General features: G+C 54.0%; 15 protein-coding genes. 12 read left to right on the forward strand and 3 right to left on the reverse strand.

The genetic code is table 11. The features are described from left to right. The 7 genes from ACI77I_RS04410 to ACI77I_RS04440 all read left to right on the forward strand — a co-directional run bounded on the left by ACI77I_RS04410 (nucleotide 1) and on the right by ACI77I_RS04440 (nucleotide 8868). Entirely contained in the window at nucleotides 1–1044 is a 1044-nt protein-coding gene (locus ACI77I_RS04410; protein WP_406997025.1) for an acyltransferase, read from the forward strand. A 51-nt stretch (nucleotides 1045–1095) separates the two neighbouring features. After that, nucleotides 1096–1899: a glycosyltransferase family 2 protein gene (locus ACI77I_RS04415; RefSeq protein ID WP_406997026.1), complete on the forward strand. Its 804-nt coding sequence runs from the start codon at nucleotides 1096–1098 to the stop codon at nucleotides 1897–1899. Nucleotides 1900–1929: 30 nt separating this feature from the next. Next, nucleotides 1930–4368, forward strand: a complete 2439-nt coding sequence (locus tag ACI77I_RS04420; protein ID WP_406997027.1) for a hypothetical protein — start codon at nucleotides 1930–1932, stop codon at nucleotides 4366–4368. Nucleotides 4369–4562: 194 nt separating this feature from the next. Next, nucleotides 4563–5570 (forward strand): lysylphosphatidylglycerol synthase transmembrane domain-containing protein, encoded by a 1008-nt coding sequence (locus tag ACI77I_RS04425; protein WP_406997028.1) that lies wholly within the window; start codon nucleotides 4563–4565, stop codon nucleotides 5568–5570. A 9-nt stretch (nucleotides 5571–5579) separates the two neighbouring features. Next, nucleotides 5580–6611, forward strand: coding sequence for a glycosyltransferase family 2 protein (locus ACI77I_RS04430; protein ID WP_406997029.1), 1032 nt, complete (start codon nucleotides 5580–5582; stop codon nucleotides 6609–6611). After that, entirely contained in the window at nucleotides 6608–7630 is a 1023-nt protein-coding gene (locus tag ACI77I_RS04435; protein ID WP_406997031.1) for a glycosyltransferase family 4 protein, read from the forward strand. Before ACI77I_RS04430 ends, ACI77I_RS04435 begins: the two co-directional genes overlap by 4 nt. Then, nucleotides 7627–8868 carry a glycosyltransferase family 4 protein gene (locus tag ACI77I_RS04440; protein WP_406997032.1) on the forward strand — a complete coding sequence of 414 codons (1242 nt, stop codon included), beginning with the start codon at nucleotides 7627–7629 and terminating at the stop codon, nucleotides 8866–8868. The genes ACI77I_RS04435 and ACI77I_RS04440 overlap by 4 nt, the downstream gene beginning before the upstream one ends. Here ACI77I_RS04440 and ACI77I_RS04445 read toward each other — a convergent pair. Next, a complete protein-coding gene (locus ACI77I_RS04445; RefSeq protein ID WP_406997033.1) occupies nucleotides 8842–9630 on the reverse strand; it encodes a lysostaphin resistance A-like protein in 789 nt (262 codons plus the stop codon). The two genes, ACI77I_RS04440 and ACI77I_RS04445, sit on opposite strands and share 27 nt — an antisense overlap. Before the next feature lie 412 nt (nucleotides 9631–10042). Here ACI77I_RS04445 and ACI77I_RS04450 point away from each other — a divergent pair, with 412 nt between their 5' ends. From ACI77I_RS04450 to rfbC, 4 genes are all read left to right on the forward strand, one after another. Further along, a complete protein-coding gene (locus ACI77I_RS04450; protein WP_406997034.1) occupies nucleotides 10043–10903 on the forward strand; it encodes a DMT family transporter in 861 nt (286 codons plus the stop codon). Between the two features lie 572 nt (nucleotides 10904–11475). Then, nucleotides 11476–12372 carry a dTDP-4-dehydrorhamnose reductase gene (gene rfbD, locus ACI77I_RS04455; protein WP_094950237.1) on the forward strand — a complete coding sequence of 299 codons (897 nt, stop codon included), beginning with the start codon at nucleotides 11476–11478 and terminating at the stop codon, nucleotides 12370–12372. A 2-nt stretch (nucleotides 12373–12374) separates the two neighbouring features. After that, nucleotides 12375–13259: a glucose-1-phosphate thymidylyltransferase RfbA gene (gene rfbA, locus ACI77I_RS04460; RefSeq protein WP_406997056.1), complete on the forward strand. Its 885-nt coding sequence runs from the start codon at nucleotides 12375–12377 to the stop codon at nucleotides 13257–13259. Between the two features lie 96 nt (nucleotides 13260–13355). Continuing rightward, nucleotides 13356–13901 (forward strand): dTDP-4-dehydrorhamnose 3,5-epimerase, encoded by a 546-nt coding sequence (rfbC, locus tag ACI77I_RS04465; protein ID WP_094950239.1) that lies wholly within the window; start codon nucleotides 13356–13358, stop codon nucleotides 13899–13901. Nucleotides 13902–13961: 60 nt separating this feature from the next. On the opposite strand, the gene ACI77I_RS04470 is transcribed toward rfbC, so the two are convergent. After that, entirely contained in the window at nucleotides 13962–14858 is an 897-nt protein-coding gene (locus ACI77I_RS04470) for a DMT family transporter (protein WP_242151736.1), read from the reverse strand. A gap of 64 nt (nucleotides 14859–14922) precedes the next feature. Then, nucleotides 14923–16548, reverse strand: a complete 1626-nt coding sequence (locus ACI77I_RS04475) for a methyl-accepting chemotaxis protein (protein WP_406997035.1) — start codon at nucleotides 16546–16548, stop codon at nucleotides 14923–14925. Nucleotides 16549–16937: 389 nt separating this feature from the next. Here ACI77I_RS04475 and aceK point away from each other — a divergent pair, with 389 nt between their 5' ends. Next, on the forward strand, nucleotides 16938–18653 hold the full coding sequence (aceK, locus tag ACI77I_RS04480) for a bifunctional isocitrate dehydrogenase kinase/phosphatase (protein WP_263273742.1): 1716 nt from the start codon (nucleotides 16938–16940) through the stop codon (nucleotides 18651–18653). The last annotated feature ends 18 nt before the right edge of the window (nucleotides 18654–18671 follow it).

Consider the following 18671-nt stretch of genomic DNA (forward strand, 5'->3'; position numbering starts at 1 on the left):
ATGACACAACAACAGATGGGGCGATTGGCTTGGGCAGACTCATGTCGCCTGATTGCGATGCTAGGGGTTATTATCATTCATGTTTCAGCGCCGATATTCTATAACTATAGAAACATAGGCCTTGGGGACTTTCTAACCGCCAACGATCTTGACTCCATTGCGCGAGTGGCGGTCCCGTTGTTTGCGATGCTTTCTGGCGCACTTCTCTTGGGGAGAGAGACGTCTGGTGCTTTTAGAGGCGTAGCGTCCCGGATCATGAAAGTCGCAGTGCCTCTGGCGTTTTGGAGCGTTCTGCACGTTTTCTGGATTTGCTACTGGCAGGGGCTGCCGTTGAGCATACCATCGGCGCTGCTACAGGCCTTTAACGGCCCGGTTATGTATCACCTGTGGTTCGTTTATATGATCATAGGGATCTATATCGTTTTGCCCATTCTCCAGCCTCTTTCGGCAGCGATCCTTTCCAGTAAGCATTTTGCCGCTTACTTCTTCGGGATCTGGTTTCTGGCGAATGCGGTAAGGATTTATGATCATGAGCCGATACTCAACCACCTGGTACTAACTGACTTCTTGCACTGGCCAGGTTATTTCCTGCTCGGCTACTACCTGGCGCACGCCGAGGCGGTTAAGAAGCTGTCCTCGTGGTATAGCGGCATTGTTTTTGTCCTGGCAAGCGTCACGACATTTTTAGTCAGCTGGTACTTGAACTCCAAATCACCGACGCCGGTTGAAACCGCGCTGGAATATTTCAGCCCTAATGTCATGATTGCGGCGGTTGCGGCCTTCATGCTAATTGGGAAAATCCGCCTTTCGCCTGAGCTTGCAAAGCCTGTGGCGTTTTTGTCGGGCCTTGTGTTCCCTGTGTACTTTATGCATCTGCTGGTCATTGAACTTATCAAGGGCGGCATGTTTGGCTTTACCTTATCGCTGTCAACAATGTCAGCCTTCGCCAGCATCATCAGTTTATCGCTCAGTGCATTTATAGTTAGTTTGATTATCGCCGCGTTGAGCCGTCTGGTTCCTTATTCGTCCAGGCTGGTTGGTTAACAAAAAACAAAAAATGTACTGAAGCAGCATTTTTAGGAAAAGGGGAAATATATGAGCATTGAGACTAATCCAGCACCACACGAAGACGTGACGGCCGGCGTACCCACGCGAAAAGAAGATCCTATCGATTTGACCATCGTTATTCCCTGCCTGAATGAGGCAGAAAATATCGTTGGGATTCTCGACAGCGTCAAAGAAGCGGTAAGCGGCAAGGAATTCACCACCGAAATTATCGTCGTTGATGACAAAAGCGATGATGAGACCTATAGCCTGGCCTCTGCATGGAGCGAACAAAACCGAGATCACTTGCCTGTTCGCGTTATCAGCCGCTCTCTTCATCGTCGCGGCTACGGGGCAGTCGTTCGATATGGTGCCGCTCACGGGATTGGCCGTTACTGCATTTTCGTCTCAGCCGATGCGGTAGATCCTATCCACCTGATTCCAGCACTTTATGAAGAGATGGAAAAAGGTGCTATTTTGGCCCAGTGCTCTCGTTATATTCAATCGGGCGATGATGGTACCATTCCGTTTAAATATAAGTTTTTCCAGTTTTTCTTCCGTATCGGCGTCAAGCTGGCACTGGGTCAGTATATTCCTGACTCGACTTACGCCTTCAAGATGTTTCGTAGAAGAGAAACTCTGGGGGTCGGCCTGAGCCAAAACAGATTCAGCATCAGCCCGGAAATCACCTTTAAGTCGATCTTGATGGGTGGCGAAGTAAAATACATCGCGGGTGCACAAGGTGTCCGTGAGCGGGGCGTTTCAAAGTTTATCTTTCATAAAGAGGGGCTGGGTTTTGGTTATTGCCTGATTCGTGCGTTTTTACACAAAACTAAGTTGGTCTATTGGTTCTAATTTTCTTTAACAAGTATTTTTGGAACTGCCGTGTCTAACTTATTTTGTGATCAAGCGTCACGATCGTATCCGAAGCGGCCTCTGTTAGAAGCCTGTCTGGTCGCTTTGCTGCTCATCGTGGCCGCTTTCCCTGATGTCCTGTTCAATGGTGCTAGTCTGCGTCTGACGGATCAATTGACAGGTGCCATGACGGGGCTACAGCAAAGGTCGGTCTACCCCATTCCAATGGGTACGGAGTGGTGGGGGGGCTACAACGATAACGGCGGGGCGACTTATCAGGCTGACCCTATGATCCAGTTTATGGCGCACACCCTGAGAAGCGGTGAGTCGCCTTACTGGAACCCTTATTCCGCCGCCGGTGCGTTGGGCCCTGAGGCGCTTGTTGATCAGAAGTTCTCTGCGTTGACGGTCGTAAGTGCGTTATTCGGCGGCAGCTCTCTCAGCTTCAATATTACGATTATGATCGCCCTGTATTTTGGGGTGTTCTTCATCTATCGCACCGTCCGGGAAGTGTTTGGGCTTTCGTCTATCGCTGCTGCGAGCGCCGCGACGTTCTACTTGCTCAATGGTTATATCACGGCGAACCTTGGTTCAAACGTTACTCAAAGCTACCTCTATATCCCAGTTTGTCTGTACACCGCGTTGATCCTGATTGATCGTCTCTCGGTATTGACTTGGAGTATGGCGGTACTGGCGTTTGCGTTGTTCTTTTCATGCACGTTCATGCCGACCACTATCACTGGGTTGCTGGCGATAGGGCTAATAGTTGCTGGCTGCCTGGTAGCGTCCATCAATACGGGTAAGTATTCGATCAAGCAGGGCTTTTTTGTTCTGGCTGTTCTGGCGACAAGCGTGTTGGCGTCAGGCCTGTTGCTGGCACCGTTGTACTTTCCCTTCCTGGAAAACTTGAAAAGTCTTGGGACGCTGGACGATTACTCGAAAAGGATATTCTGGAGTCTGCGTTTCCCCAATGCATTGGCGTCCTTTTATACCCCGAGTCATCTGTTTGAATCGTATAACGCCATGGAGCCAGCAGCGGTCTCCTGGGGCGACGTCGGCTCCATTACCGGCAATAGCGTTTTTCACAGTGGGGTCGTTGCCATCGCCTTGGCCAGTTGTGCATTTTCGCCACGCCTGAAGCACTTCAAGTGGCTGGTATCGCTCTGCGCGCTGGGCGGCTTGTTTATCGTGGTGCGTCTGTTTGATCCGGTATGGATTCACTGGTTATTTTCATATTTACCTATCGTTGGGAATATCGGAAGCCAGTATTGGTGGCCTGTGATCATGCTAGCCATGGTGGTGCTGGTGGGTTTTGGCATCAATAACTTACAGCAGCGCGATTTCTATCTGCTGCCGTATATAATGTTTATGGCGATTCTCGTTGCATCCCTGGTCTATCTGTTCAATCTATTTGGGCTCCACGCGCCTGCGTTGGAGTATAAAATAGGTTCCTTGTGTTTCATCGCTGCCACGGTCATGTTGACGAGTATCGTTGTACTAGCTCTAAAATATGTGTCGCGCACGGCCGAGTGTTCGAGTGCAGTGCTTCTGGTGGTGCTGGTTACTTTGTTTATTGAGCTGTTGGGATGGGGAAAAATGAGTCGCTTTGAAAGAAGCGATGTATTTGAAAAAATGCCAGTCGCCATACAGTTTGTAAAAGATAATATCGGTCACTACCGAACCTTAAACTTTGGTCAAGGTGGTCTGGATCCTGAGCTAGGCTCTGCTTATCAGATTCAAGAAGTGTCGACCATGAACCAAGGTAGCCTGCCGGCATTCAATGACTTCTTCTATTCAACCTTCAACTTGGCTGCCTCTCAGCGGGTTGGGTATGACGCTATCTCTGCACCGCGAGGAACTTTTCCAAATTTCATCTTGATTCAAGACCAGCCGAATGCAAACTCCATCAATTGGGAGGCTGTCGACTTGTTAGGAGTTAAATATGTACTGTTGCCTGTAGCTTATGCGGCGTACAAGGAAGAGTTGAAGCGTGTGGGGTTCGTCGAGGCTTACGTAAGTCTAAGCACGGTTGTCATGGAAAACGCCAAGGTGCTGCCGAGGGCTTTTTCGGTCAGCATGGCGGAGCGACCGAATAATACCAGCGCGAAGCTGCCACCCGGCTTCAGGAATACGTTGGTGCCAGCGTCCATAGAGACTTACCGCAATGGCGAAGTGGTACTCAGTGGTGATGTGACTGAAGAGTCATTGGTCTTCCTTTCGGATAACTGGCACTCCAACTGGAGCGCGCTGTTGAATGGCCAGAAAGCGCCGATCATCAGGGTCGAAAACACATTCCGTGGCATCATTGTTCCTCCCGGCCATTACACGATCACGATGGAGTACCAACCCAAAAGCTTGTCATGGGCACTGGGGTGCTCATTGTTGATCCTATTGTTGTTAATTTTACTGGGGATACGCAGTAAGCGGACTGATGAGTTACTCCGTCAGCGCTTGGCCGCTTTTCGCTGACGAAGCGTGTATTAGGCTGGAATGGAAGCCAGCCTATGAATGCTATTCTGTTTTTCGACGAAGGGATGCACGATGGCGGGTAAGATGGCATTAGGATCGCGAATGGACGGCATTGATAGCTTCGGCGCATGATATGAGCTTAAAACAACGATCCAAAACGCATTTCAAAAAAACAGGCTAAAGAGTAGGTGATTATGCGTTATATAAAAAAGAGCCACGTTTTTTTGATTATAAAACTGTTACTTGCGTGCGCGTTAGTCGTGGCGCTTCTGAACAGTGGTCAGTTGGACTTTGGTTCAATAACCGTTGTGTTCGATCACATTGATCTTGTTGTTCCTGCCTTGATTTGCCTATTTTTAGGGATTTTGATTAGTGGCTTTCGCTGGTGGCTATTGCTTAAGGCGACGCGGAATATAATTCCACTGAGTACGGTGCTTAATCTGCAGTTGATGGGGAGCTTTTTTTCCACATGGCTACCCGGGGCGGCGGGCGGTGACGCAGTTAAGGGTGTACAGATCTTTCGGCTATTGGAAAGTGGCCGGTCGACAGCACTTATTTCAATCGTCACAGACCGAGTGTTTGCGATGTTGGGCTTGGTGTCTGTCGCAATGCTGGTTTCAATTTTTCTACCGGCTGCCGTGTCTCCTGATTCAGAGTTTCATCAATATATCGGTTTACTTAGAGTTTTGGTATTACTGTCCTTTGTGGGCTTGATACTGCTAGTCTTGGGTGTTTTCGTTGCGTTGAGGTTCTCCCTTATTGAACGGTTACCGATAAAAATTCGACATCATCTTCAGCCGTTCGGGTTGACGCTGCTCATGTATTTCCGTGCCTGGCCAACGTTGCTACTTTGTTGGGTCGCCTCATTGGCTGCGACGGGCATTGTGATTATTGGAATGGTGATAATAGCGTCAATGTTCCCGTTCGCCGCGAATGCGGAAGTGACTGCCATTGCAGGGGTGTTCGGGAACTTATTCTCGGTTATTCCTATAACGCCGGGTGGTTTGGGTGTCGGTGAGTCTGTGTTTTCTAAGGTGTGCGTCGAGTTAGCTAATAGGGTTGCTCCATTTGCGACGATTTACTTCTGTTTTCGCGTAGGCATGCTGGTGGTCAATATTCCTGGAATGGTTGCGACTTTGCTTTACAGCACAAAGAAACATCGTGAAAAAACACAAAATTTGAGTGCTGAAAAACTCGCGTAGGAGTTTATGATGCTTTCGATTCCTGAGATGGAGTTACCGGTTGATGATTTTTCGCCGTTGGTGACAATCGTTATTCCGGTTTTCAACGGGTCGGCTTTTTTAGGCGGAGCGATAGAGAGTGCGCTGGGGCAAACATACTCGAAGATAGAGGTCATTGTTGTAAACGACGGTAGTGATGATGAAGGTGCGACTGAGCGTGTCGCCCTTTCGTTTGGTGATCGCATCCGTTACTTAAAAAAGAGAAATGGTGGTGTCGCATCAGCATTGAACTTTGCGATACGTGAAATGACAGGAGAGTATTTTTCCTGGTTAAGCCATGATGACCTTTACAACTCTGAAAAAATCACCCAGCAAATCAGTTTTTTGAGCAGATATGAAACTGCTCGAACCGTTATCTATTCTGACTATTCAATTTTTACCGACGAGGCGAAAACAGATGATATTTCCGTTTTTATGCCAGGGGTGCCGCCTGAGTACTTTCGCTATTGGCTGACCGCGCGTAGCGCCTTGCATGGCTGCAGTTTGCTGATACCACGAGGTGTTTTTGCGGAAGTTGGAATGTTCAGCGAGGGCTTACGCACGACGCAGGATTATGATTTATGGTTTCGTGCGGCAGAACATTATGCATTTATTCATATGCCCTCCGTTCTTATTCGTGCTCGTAGCCACGCTGGCCAGGATACGCGTAGCAAAGTCGAACTGGCCTTTAAGGAGTCGAGTGATTTATACCTGGCTTTTGTGAAGAAACTTTCATATTTGGAGGTGCCTGGGGAGTCTTCAAATGAAGTGGGTAGCAGTTATTTGATGTTGGCCTCACGCTTGTGGGGGCGTGGATTTATAGACGCGGGACAGCATTGTGCGGGTGTGGCCAAGCGTTACGGCGTTTCCTCTCTTCGCATACTTACAGTAACCTGCCATGCTGGCTGCGCCTATTTTCTAAGGCAAACCATACTGAGATTATTGTCCTCGCGCACGAAGCAGAGAGTGCGCCGTGCCTATAGTCGTCTGCGCGGAATCCAGAGAGGTTTTAAGGTTCTTTGAACACGCCAAGAAAACTATTTTTACATGCGCCTGGTATTCATGTCGGTGGTGGGTTAACACTTCTCCAAGCGCTTTATTCTGCGGCGGATAGTTGCGTGGATTTCGAGCAACTGGATACTCGAGCTGCACACCTGATACCCCCGTCATCCGCTGAGCGACACTTAATCCGGCCCTCGCTTTTTTCCAGGCTTGCTGCCGAGTTCAGGCTTCAGCAGCGTGTCGCCAAAGGCGATGTGGTGCTTTGTTTCAACGGCTTGGTTCCATTATTTCGCTGCCAAGGCGAGATAACGGTTTTCCTGCAGAACAGACTGCTGATTTCCACCGCTCGCCTGCATAATTATTCGTTGAGAGCCCGGCTACGCCTAACGGTGGAACGTTTTTTGATTAAAAACCTGGCGCACCGGGTCAATAAATTTATCGTGCAAAGCCCTTCGATGGCGGAACAAACCCGCGCGCATTTGGGGCCTAATGCCAACATTGTGATTTGTCCCTATATTGCGAACTCCAGGCGCTCTGCTGTTGTCACTGATAGAGAGCGCCGCTTTGATTTTGTTTATGTTGCTAGCGCAGATCCTCATAAAAATCATCAAGCGCTATTGCGCGGGTGGTCACAGTTGGCAGAGCAGGGCATACGCCCCAGTCTGGCCCTGACCCTCTCCCTGGATTCACCCTTAGCTGCGCAGCTTTCAGACTTGAAAGAGCGCTGGGGGTTAAACGTCAGTAACCTCGGCCCACTAACACCAACAGAGGTTGGCAGTCTTTACGCTCAAGCAAGGGCTTTGATCTACCCCTCTTTTACCGAGTCATTGGGTTTGCCTCTGATCGAGGCTTCTCGAGCGGGCCTGCCCATCATCGCCGCTGAGCTTGACTACGTCAGAGATATTGTTGACCCTGTGGAGACTTTTGATCCTCACTCACCCACGTCTATCGCGCGTGCTGTCAAACGTCATCTTGGTATTGTAAGTTCGCCTCAAGCCATATTTGGTCCAGAGGTATTTTTAAGAGAAGTATTACAATGAAAGTTTTAGTGTGGACGCAATATTTTTGGCCGGAAAATTTTCATATCAATCATGTGGTAGAAGAACTGCGGGCTCAGGGCGTAGACGTTACCGTTCTGACCGGTAAGCCAAACTACCCCGAAGGAAAAATCTTTCCCGGATATCGCGCGATGGGGATTCACACTGAACACCATGAGGGTGTAGAAATCATCAGGTTGCCTTTGCGCGCTCGAGGTAAGAATTCGGGAAAGGGCATGGCGCTGAATTATCTGTCATTTATAGTATCGGGCTACCTGTTCGCCCCCTGGGTGTTACGCGGGAAAAAGTTTGATGTGGTTTTTGTCTATGCTCCATCGCCTTTGCTTCAAGCACTTCCGGCTGTATATGTTTCATTCATCAAACGTGCCGCGCTGGCAGTTTGGGTGCAGGATATTTGGCCTGAGACCTTACTTGCTACAGGGTTTGTTAAGAGCAAAGTGATTCTAAAGCTGGTCGAGTATTTTGTACGCTATATCTACAGGTTTTCTGATTCCATTCTCATTCAGTCAGAGGGGTTTCGCTCATCGGTACAAAGACTCACGAAAAAGTGGAGCAAGATCAGGCTACTGCCTAATTCATCTAAAGAATTATCCCGTGCAGCGCCCCCTGTGTCCTCTAAGTTACACGAGATTTTCCGTCATTTTTCGGTAGTGTTTGCGGGTAATCTAGGTTCTGCTCAGTCATGTACCACTATCGTCGAAGCCGCTTATCTTTTACGTGAGCACGAGGGTATTAAGTTTTTTATCGTTGGAAGTGGTAGTGCGGAAGATTCTGTTGTTCAAAAAATTCAAGACCTGGGTGTTACAAACGTAGAGTTGTTGGGGCGTATATCCCCTGAGGAAGTCTCTGATATCTATACGGTCTCGTCGGTGTTGCTGGTAACGCTGAAAGGTGATGCTGTCCTTTCCGCGACGATTCCAAGTAAGGTCCAGGGTTATCTGGCAGCTGGCAAGCCTATTATTGCCAGCTGTAACGGGGAAACGGCGCAGGTTATTATGGATGCACAGGCGGGTTTAAACTCCCCGGCGGAAGATTCCGGGCGTCTTGCGGATGCCGTTCTGGAGCTATACAACAGTGCCCCATCGCGTCTTGAGGCAATGGGGAAGTGTGGACGGGAGTTCTTCCTGAAGCACTATCACCTGCCGGCAAGGACCGCTGAGCTGATAGAGCATTTTCAAGATTTGAAGCGTTCTTCAGCTAAGCATCGGGTAGGTGAATAAGACAACGTGGATCAGATTTAAACCAAAGTGGGTAGCAATTGCCGCACCCAGGCCCCCAAAGCGATAAGCAAGGCCATAGCCGGTGCCCGCAATGCTCGCCAGAAGTGTCCACTGCCAGCCTGCGCCAATGTGCATAAAGCCGAACAAAAGCGAGGCCAGCAGCAGCGCGAGGCTCTCCCCGTAGGGCAGGTGTTTGAAGCGTTGGCTCATACCTCCCTGGATATAGCCACGAAACAGCGCTTCCTCCACCAGTGTCACAAGCAGCAGGTTGTTCAGTACCCACAGCCACACCTGTTCCGGCCATTTGGGTGCCCAACTGATAATCCCCAGTAACGCTGCGCCACCTAGCACTGCAATCGCCGTCAGGGTCAAGGCCAACGTAGCAACGCAAATCGTCACACGCAGCGAACGCCGGGCCACAATCCACGGGCAGGCCAGCAAGAGCCAAAAGCCTATCAGCGGTTTATCCTGGTTCAGGTACATCGAGAACGGCACTGCGTCAGGCGTGAGGCGCTGCGGAGCTATCCCGCGCCCGTTGTAGAAACCCGGCAGCCAGTGCATCGCCAGGCCCAGGGCCAGTACGATGAACAGCCCGTGACCGACGTAACGCGCCCAAGGTGTACGTTGCTGGCGCACGGCGTATCCGGCGATCAGCAGCAGGGCGACCGACACCGCCGCCAGCGCGCCGAGTTGCCCATAGGTCAAGGCCAGTACATAGCCAATGGAGAGAAGCGCCAGGTACAGCCAGGGTAGAGCGAGCATGTGAAATCCTTGGATAAAAACTGGTCGGCATTATAACGACCGTGTCTTTGTCTCAAAGTAAAAACTCCTCCGCGCGAATTGAGTCGATTGCAAAACCGGTCGACGGCTGGTTATAGTCATCGCCTCTACATCCCTTCACACAAGATCAGCCCATGCCAGCTTCCCAATGCATAGCGGTAGTCGATTCAGCGGTCAACGCTGTGGTCGTGCCGTGTGGGAATCAGCAGCCTGCGCAGATCGGTCAATACCCCCCACCTGTCAGTAGCACGCCGGTGTACGCAGTCGTATCACCGCCGGGTGTTGGCATTCCGGGCTGATCAGCGAATAGCTGTTCCCCTGTGCCCGCCTGAAAAACCTACTGAGTTTCAGCCTTGGCTGAATTGGCTTTTTTGCCTGATTACAGGTGGTATCCATGTCTGTTTTTTCGAAACAATCCGTGGCCGCGGCGGCCTCGACGAGCCTGTTTGTCTTGCTGTGGAGCAGCGGGGCGATTTTCTCCAAATTGGGCTTGGCCCATGCTTCGCCCTTCGCCTTTCTGTTGATTCGTTTTGCTATTGCCCTGGCGGGCCTAGTGATCCTGGTGCCGATCCTGAAGTTGAAACTGCCACGTCCCGGCAAGCCCATGTTCTATGCGGCGGCGACCGGGTTGGTGTTGTTGGGGGCGTATCAGATTTTCTATCTGCTGGCCCTGGACCGGAAAGTGACTCCCGGTGTGATGGCAACCATCATGGGCGTGCAGCCGATCCTCACGGTGGTGCTGATGGAGCGCCAGCGCTCCTGGCGCCGGATGTTCGGCCTGGGGCTCGGGTTGGCGGGGTTGATCATGGTGGTCTACCAAGGCATTGGCCTGGCGGGGATGTCCCTTGCGGGGATGCTGTTTGGGCTGCTGGCGCTGGTGAGCATGACCTTCGGTTCCATCATGCAGAAGCGCATCACCGACAATCCTTTGGGTACGCTGCCGGTGCAGTACCTGGCTGGGTTGCTGCTGTGCTCGGTATTTGTACCGTTCCAACCCTTTCACTTTGAGCACAGTGCCGGCTTTTACCTGCCGGTGCTGTGGATGGGGCTGGTGGTGTCATTGCTGGCGACGTTGCTGCTGTACCGCCTGATCGCCCGAGGCAATCTGGTGAATGTCACCAGTTTGTTTTACCTGGTGCCAGCGGTGACGGCCGTGATGGACTATCTGATCTTTGGCAATCGGCTCGCGGTATTGAGTGTGCTGGGGATGGTTTTGATCATCATCGGTTTGGCGTTTGTTTTCCGTAAACACTAGAAGGTGAGCACCAAGGGGGCGGTAGATCGCACGCCGAAACGCCCCCTTGGTCATCAGAGGGTCATGTTGTACCTGTAGGGCAATGCTGTAATAATTCCGGCCTTTAGAATGTAAGTTATTATTTTATATGGGGTAATCGGTACGTCTGCAGGAGGCGGTGGGCTGAGCAATGCTGCTGGCTTCGGTCGAGGGTTTCTCTCTAGTGACAAAGTCGTGGTTGCAGGCCGTATTTGTTTAAAATCCGTCTCTATACTGTCGTCGTACTCAATGTGGCGGTTTCGTTGGTGCAACGCCTAATTTCCCCCCGTTTCGCCGACCTCTTCGCGTTTCAAGCGCGCTCATTCAGCGTGTTGCTTGCCTGTTAATTGGCGAGGCGGTTTTATCAGACGAGTGCTAGGGTTTCGGTTGGCCGGTGTGAATCGGCAGACGTTGATGGGAAACTTCGGGCCCATCCTTGCGACATCACTGAAAAGATTTAACTCAATGACTATCTTAGTAACCGGCGGTGCAGGCTTTATCGGTGCAAACGTGGCATTGGGCCGGGTAGCGAAGCACTACTCCGAGCGTTCGGTATGAGAATCTTGCTGCTTGGCAAAAATGGCCAAGTAGGCTGGGAACTCCAACGTAGTCTGGCCCCTTTGGGTCAAGTTCTGGCGTTGGACTCCAAAAGCCGGGACTACTGCGGTGACTTGAACGATCTGCAAGGGTTGGCAGCTACCGTGCAGCGGTTTGCGCCTGAGGTCATCGTCAACGCAGCGGCTTACACCGCCGTCGACAAGGCCGAAAATGCGCCGGATCAGGCGCTGCGCGTGAATGCTGAAGCCCCCGCGGTGCTGGCGACAGAAGCCCGAAAGCTGAATGCCTTGCTGGTGCATTACTCCACGGACTATGTGTTTGACGGCCAGGGTGATACGCCGTGGCAGGAAAGCGACCCAGTGGGCCCGCTGAGTGTCTATGGCGCGACCAAACTGCAAGGTGAGCAGGCGATCCAGGCTTCCGGTTGCGCGCACCTGATCTTGCGCACCAGTTGGGTGTATGCGGCGCGCGGTAATAACTTCGCCAAGACCATGCTGCGCCTGGCAGCAGAACGTGACAGCCTGAATGTGATCGACGACCAATTCGGCGCCCCCACCGGGGCGGACCTGCTGGCGGACGTCACCGCACATGCTATCCGTGCGATACGTTTGAACCCTCAATTGCAAGGCATCTACCATCTTGCGGCAGCCGGTGAGACCACTTGGCACCGCTATGCCTGCTTCGTGCTCGAACAGGCGCAGGCGGCAGGCGTGGTGCTCAAAGTCCCTTCGGCATCCGTCGGCGCGATAACCACGGCCGCTTATCCCACGCCTGCCAAACGTCCTGGCAACTCTCGACTCAATACTCAAAAACTGCAGAATGCCTTCTCGCTGCGCTTGCCTGAATGGCAGGACGGTGTGGCACGGATGCTTAAAGAAATTCTAGAGAAATGACTATGCTAAAACGCAAAGGAATTATTTTGGCCGGCGGTTCGGGCACGCGCCTGCACCCTGCAACCTTGGCTATTTCCAAACAGTTGCTACCGGTTTACGACAAGCCGATGATCTACTACCCGCTGACCACGTTGATGCTGGCGGGTATTCGCGACATTTTGATCATTTCCACGCCACAGGACACCCCGCGTTTCGAGCAACTTTTGGGCGATGGCAGCAACTGGGGTTTGAACATTTCCTACGCTGTACAGGCATCTCCGGATGGCCTTGCGCAGGCGTTCATCATCGGTGAGGACTTCATCGGTAATGACCTATCTGCACTGGTGCTGGGTGACAACATCTATCACGGTCATGATTTTAATGAGCTGCTCAAGAGTGCAATGCTGCGTCAGGACGGCGCCAGTGTCTTCGCGTATCACGTGACCGATCCGGAGCGCTATGGCGTTGTAGAATTCGATACCCAGGGCAAAGCGATCAGCCTGGAAGAGAAGCCGCTGCAACCCAAGTCAAACTACGCGGTTACCGGTCTGTATTTCTACGACCAGGACGTGGTTGAAATGGCTAAAAGCATCAAGCCATCGCCGCGTGGCGAACTCGAGATTACCGACCTCAACCGTCTCTACATGGAGCGGGGCAAGTTGTCGGTTGAGATCATGGGGCGTGGCTACGCATGGCTGGATACAGGCACGCATGACTCACTGCTACAGGCCAGCCACTTCATTGCAACGCTTGAGCATCGTCAGGGGCTTAAAGTGGCCTGCCCTGAAGAAATTGCGTTTCGCCAGAAGTGGATTGACGCCGAACAGTTGGAGAAACTTGCGGTGCCGCTTTCCAAGAATGGCTATGGCCAATATCTCAAGCGTTTGCTGAGTGACAAGGTTTTTTGATGGCCTGAGTGGAACGCGGCATCCCCAGTTGTTGCCTTAAGGTCGAGCCGTGGCGCCGCCAAGCTGGCCCGATAACATGTTGGAGACACCGTAAAGATGAGAGCCACTTCCCTCGTTATCCCGGACGTTATTCTGTTTGAACCGAAAGTATTCGGGGACGAGCGCGGGTTTTTCTACGAAAGTTTCAATCAGAAGGTTTTCGAGGAGGCTGTCGGAAAACCTGTCCATTTCGTACAGGATAACCACTCAAAATCTGCAAAAGGCGTGCTGCGCGGCCTGCATTATCAGATCAAGCAGGCCCAAGGAAAGCTAGTGCGTGTGATACGCGGAGAAGTCTTTGACGTGGCAGTGGACCTGCGTAAAAGCTCGCCCACATTCGGCCAGTGGGCGGGCACCTACCTCAGCGAGAGCAACCGAGCCCAGCTTTGGATACCCGAGGGGTTCGCTCACGGCTTCGTAGTGCTGTCTGAAAGTGCTGAGTTTTTGTACAAAACCACCGATTACTGGGCGCCAGAGCATGAGCGCAGTCTTGCGTGGAATGACGCCGACGTGGCTATCGATTGGCCGATTTCCGAGCCGCCTACGCTGTCGGCCAAAGATACCAATGCCACCCGTTTTGCTGATGCTGAAACCTTCGCCTAGTTGACCTTCCTGTCAGGCACTTCAGCGTGCCCACACCTGTCCTAGTGTGGGCACGATCTCCTACAACGCTTTAGCCAATTTCCCAGGCCGCAACACCAACCACAACGCCCCCGCAATCAACACCCCGCCATACACATGCGCCATCGACAACGGCTCATCCAACAGCAACGCCCCCCACAGCACCCCAAACGGCGGAATCATAAACGTCACCGTCATCGACTTCACCGGCCCAATCGACGACAGCAAGCGGAAGTACAGGATGTAGGCAAACGCCGTACACACCAATCCCAATCCCAGCAAAGACGCCCACACCTGCCAGCCACCCCAGCTCGCTGGCGGATGGCTGATGGCGCTATAGGCGAAGAAGGGCAGCAGAAACAAGGTGGCGCCGAGCATGCTGCCCAGCGCCGCGAGTCGGCTGTCCAGCCCGCCGCGTTGATCCAGCCAACGCCGCGCCAGGAACCCGGCAAAGCCATAGCAGGTGGTCGCCAGCAAGCAGGCCAGCGCGCCCATCAACAGTTGCAGGTCAAACGCCACTGGTCCGGCGCGAGTCAGTACGCCCACGCCGAACAGGCCCAGGCTCACCCCGGCGATTTTCGACGGCGTCAGGCGCTCACTGAAAAACAGCCCGCCGATCAGCACGCCCATCAGCGGCGTGGTGGCGTTGAAGATGGCTGAGTAACCCGCCGGCAGTACTTGGGCTGCCACCGAGTACATGGTCGCGGGGATGCCGGAGTTGATCACGCCCAGCAGCAGTACGGTCTTGAATTTGCCCTGGAAGTCCCAGTTCACGCGCATTGCGGTCAGGATCACCAGCAAACCGGCGGCGGCGATCGACACGCGGAAAAACGCCGTCGGTACGCTGCCGATTTCTGGCGCGATGATGCGCATGAACAGGAAGCTTGCGCCCCAGATGGCAGCCAGCCCCAGTAGGTACAGGGTGTCGACAGGTCTCACGGAATACTCCTACATCAATAAGGCGGCGAGTGTTGCGCAGAGGCCTGTTCGACACAATTGCTAATTACAGGACAAACCGCGTCACCATGCCGTTGAGGTCCACGGCCAGGCGCGAGAGTTCCTGGCTGGCCGCTGAGGTCTGGGTGGCGCCGGCGGCGGTTTGGGTGGACAGGTCGCGGATGTTGACCAGGCTGCGGTCGACGTCACGCGCCACCAGTGCCTGTTGCTCGGCGGCACTGGCGATCACCAGGTTGCGCTCGCTGATCTGCGAGATGGCGGCGGTGATTTTCTCCAGGGCGCTGCCCGCGCTGTTGGCGCGTTGCAGGGTTTGGCCGGCATGTTCGGCGCTGCTGTTGAGGGCGTCGACGGTGTCTTGGGTGCCTTGTTGGATGCCGGTGATCATCTGCTCGATTTCTTCGGTGGAGTCCTGAGTACGTTGCGCCAGCGAACGCACCTCATCGGCCACCACCGCAAACCCACGCCCGGCTTCGCCTGCTCGCGCAGCTTCGATGGCGGCGTTGAGGGCCAACAGGTTGGTTTGCCCGGCGATGCCGCGGATCACTTCCAGTACCTTGCTGATGTCCTGGGCCTGCACCGCCAGGCCTTCGGCTTTGTTCGAGGCGCCGAGCACTTCGTCCACCAGGTTCTGGATCGAGCTGATGGTTTCGCTGATCTGATAGTGGCCGTGCTTGCTGTCTTCGTCGGATGCCTTGGACGCCTCGGCGCTGGACACCGCATTGCCCGCCACTTCGTCCACCGCTGCGCTCATTTCGGTCACGGCAGTCGCGGCTTGTTCGATTTCATCGTTCTGCGCTTGCAGGCCACGGGTGCTCTGTTCCATCACCGAGCTCATCTCTTCGGTGGCGCAGGCCAGTTGCTGCGCTGACTCGCTGATGCCGCGGACAGTGGTCTGCAACTGCGCTTGCATGGTGGCCAGGGCGCTGAGCAATTGCGCCGCTTCGTCGCTGCCGTGCACCTTGATCGGTTGGCTCAAGTCGCCACCGGCGATCGTGCGCGCTACGGCCAGGGCCTGGCCGATGGGGGTTGTGATGCTGCGGGTCAGCAGCCAGGCCAGTAGTAAGGTGGCGATCAACGCGCAAGCGATGATCAGGCCGACCACCCATTGCGCGCGGGAATACATCTGTGCGGCTGAGCTGGCTGCGTCTTCCACGCCTTTTTGATTGAAGGTGATCATGTCCTCCAAGCGCTTGTTGAGGACGCTACCTTGTGGCGCAAGGCGGCTGGTGAGCAGGTCGATGGCGTCTTGCTGCTGATCCTTGTCCACCAGGGCAACCATCTGGCCAACGATCGTGAGGTAGGTGGCTACGTCGCCTTTGAGCTTTTTCAGCAGGTCGGCTTCTGTCTCGCCACTGTTCAGGCCTTCGTGATGGGTCAGCAGCGTTTGCAGCTCGTTGCTCTGGCGGCTGATCAGGTTTTTGCTGTTGTCGCGAATCCGCGACTCGTCGGTGCTCGCCAGGCGCAAGGCTTCCAGGCGAATACTGGCCACAGAGGCTGCGGCGTCGTGGATATTCTCGATGCTCGGCATCCACGATTCCTCGATAACCAGCGCGCTTTCGCGCAACTTGGCCATCTGCCCCAGGCCAAACAATCCGACAACGACCAACATACTGGCCAAAACCGCAAAACTCAGACTGGCACGCAGTCCGATCGGCATATTCCTCAATGACATCTCAATGCTCCTTAGGCGATTAGAACCTGTTCCCGGATCGGTCTTCAGACCTTGTTAGGATGGGAGAGGGCGCGCTGTATATCAAAGTGCCACTAAGGTGGTAATCAGGGTTTCCCCTACGCTGTATCAATTCGGTTGCACATGTTGTGAAAGGTCGGTTTCGCAGGTTTTTTCGGCGTAAAGCGCCAGGCCACGCGGTTGCGGGCCTGTAAGTGATGGCAGTGCGACGTGTTGCTGTGTTTATTGACCGTACGGTCGAATTATGGAATCTGAAAATAAATCTGCGATATGTACAAACTTGTACAAAGTGACCCGAAAAATCCTCCTTCTCCTGCCCCCGTTCACTGGCTAAGCTCAGGGCTTCCAGATGCCCGCTAGAGGTTTCCCGCATGTCGCAATCCGCCCTCGCTATCGCCCGCATGATCCTCGACGGCTTCGACGATTACCGTGAGCACTTCCGCCAGATCACCGACGGCGCCCGTGAACGGTTCGAAAAGGCCCAGTGGCAGCAGGGGCAGGCGGCTTCGGCGGCGCGCATCAACTTGTATGAGGAAAAAGTCGCTGAAGTGACGGCGCGCCTCCAGGCCAGCTTCGATGAGGCTGCGTTGCTGGAGATCGACATGTGGCCGGTGGTCAAGAGCGCCTATATAAGCCTGATTGACCTGCGCTTCGACGATGAACTCTCCGAGACCTGGTACAACTCGATCTTCTGCGGCCTGTTCAGCCATGATTTGATCAGCGACGGCTGCATGTTCATCCACACCACCCGGCCGAGCCTGCGCCGCGCGCGGGCGGCGCAAACCCGCACCTATAAACCAGCCGGCGACCTCGCAGCGATGCTGGCGCAGGTCTTCGCCGATTACGCGTTCAGCGAGCCCTACGCCGACCTGGCGGCCGACCTGCGCCGCCTCGAAACCCAACTGCGCGAGAACCTGCCCGACTGGGTGTGCAAAGACCCGGACCTCAACGTCGAGCTGTTTTCCTCGGTGCTCTACCGCAATAAAGGTGCCTATCTGGTAGGGCGCATCTACACCCGCGACGAACAATGGCCCTTGGTGATTCCGCTGCTGCACCGTGAAGGGCGCGGCATCCAGATCGATGCGCTGATCACTGACGAAGCCGATGTGTCGATCATCTTCTCGTTCACCCGTTCCTATTTCATGGTCGACGTGCCGGTGCCGGCGGAGTTCATTGGCTTTCTCAAGCGCATCCTGCCGGGCAAGCACATCGCTGAGCTCTACACGTCCATCGGCTTCTACAAGCACGGCAAGTCGGAGTTCTACCGCGCGCTAATCAACCACCTGGCGACCACCGATGATCAGTTCATCATGGCGCCCGGCGTACGCGGCATGGTCATGAGCGTGTTCACGCTGCCGGGCTTCAACACGGTGTTCAAGATCATCAAGGACCGTTTTTCGCCGTCGAAAAACGTCAACCGCGCCACGGTGATCGAGAAGTATCGCCTGGTCAAAAGTGTCGACCGCGTAGGGCGCATGGCCGACACCCAGGAGTTCGCCGACTTCCGCTTCCCCTTGAGCAAGTTTGAACCCGAGTGCCTGGCCGAGCTGCTGGAAGTCGCTGCCGGCACCGTCGAAGTGGAAGGTGACACGGTGCTGATCCGCCACTGCTGGACCGAGCGGCGCATGACCCCGCTCAACCTCTACCTCGAGAACGCCAACGACGCTCAGGTGCGCGAAGCCCTGGACGACTACGGCCTGGCCATCAAGCAACTGGCGGCGGCGAATATCTTCCCAGGCGACATGTTGCTGAAGAACTTCGGCGTCACCCGCCACGGCCGCGTGGTGTTCTACGACTATGACGAAATCTGCTTTCTCACCGAGGCCAACTTCCGCCACATCCCCGCACCGCGCACGCCGGAGGATGAAATGGCGTCGGAGCCCTGGTATTCCATCGGCCCGCTGGATGTGTTCCCCGAAGAATTCCCGCCGTTCCTGTTTGCCGACGCCGGCCAGCGCAAGCTGTTCAATGAGCTGCATGGTGAGCTGTACGACGCGAACTACTGGAAAGGCCTGCAGGAAGCGATTCGCGCCGGCAAGGTCATCGACGTGTTCCCGTACCGGCGCAAAGACCGCGATAACGAATGAGGGGCGCGCGCGTTGGCG

The organism is Pseudomonas sp. D47 (genome assembly GCF_045447305.1).
Taxonomy (GTDB): Bacteria; Pseudomonadota; Gammaproteobacteria; order Pseudomonadales; family Pseudomonadaceae; genus Aquipseudomonas.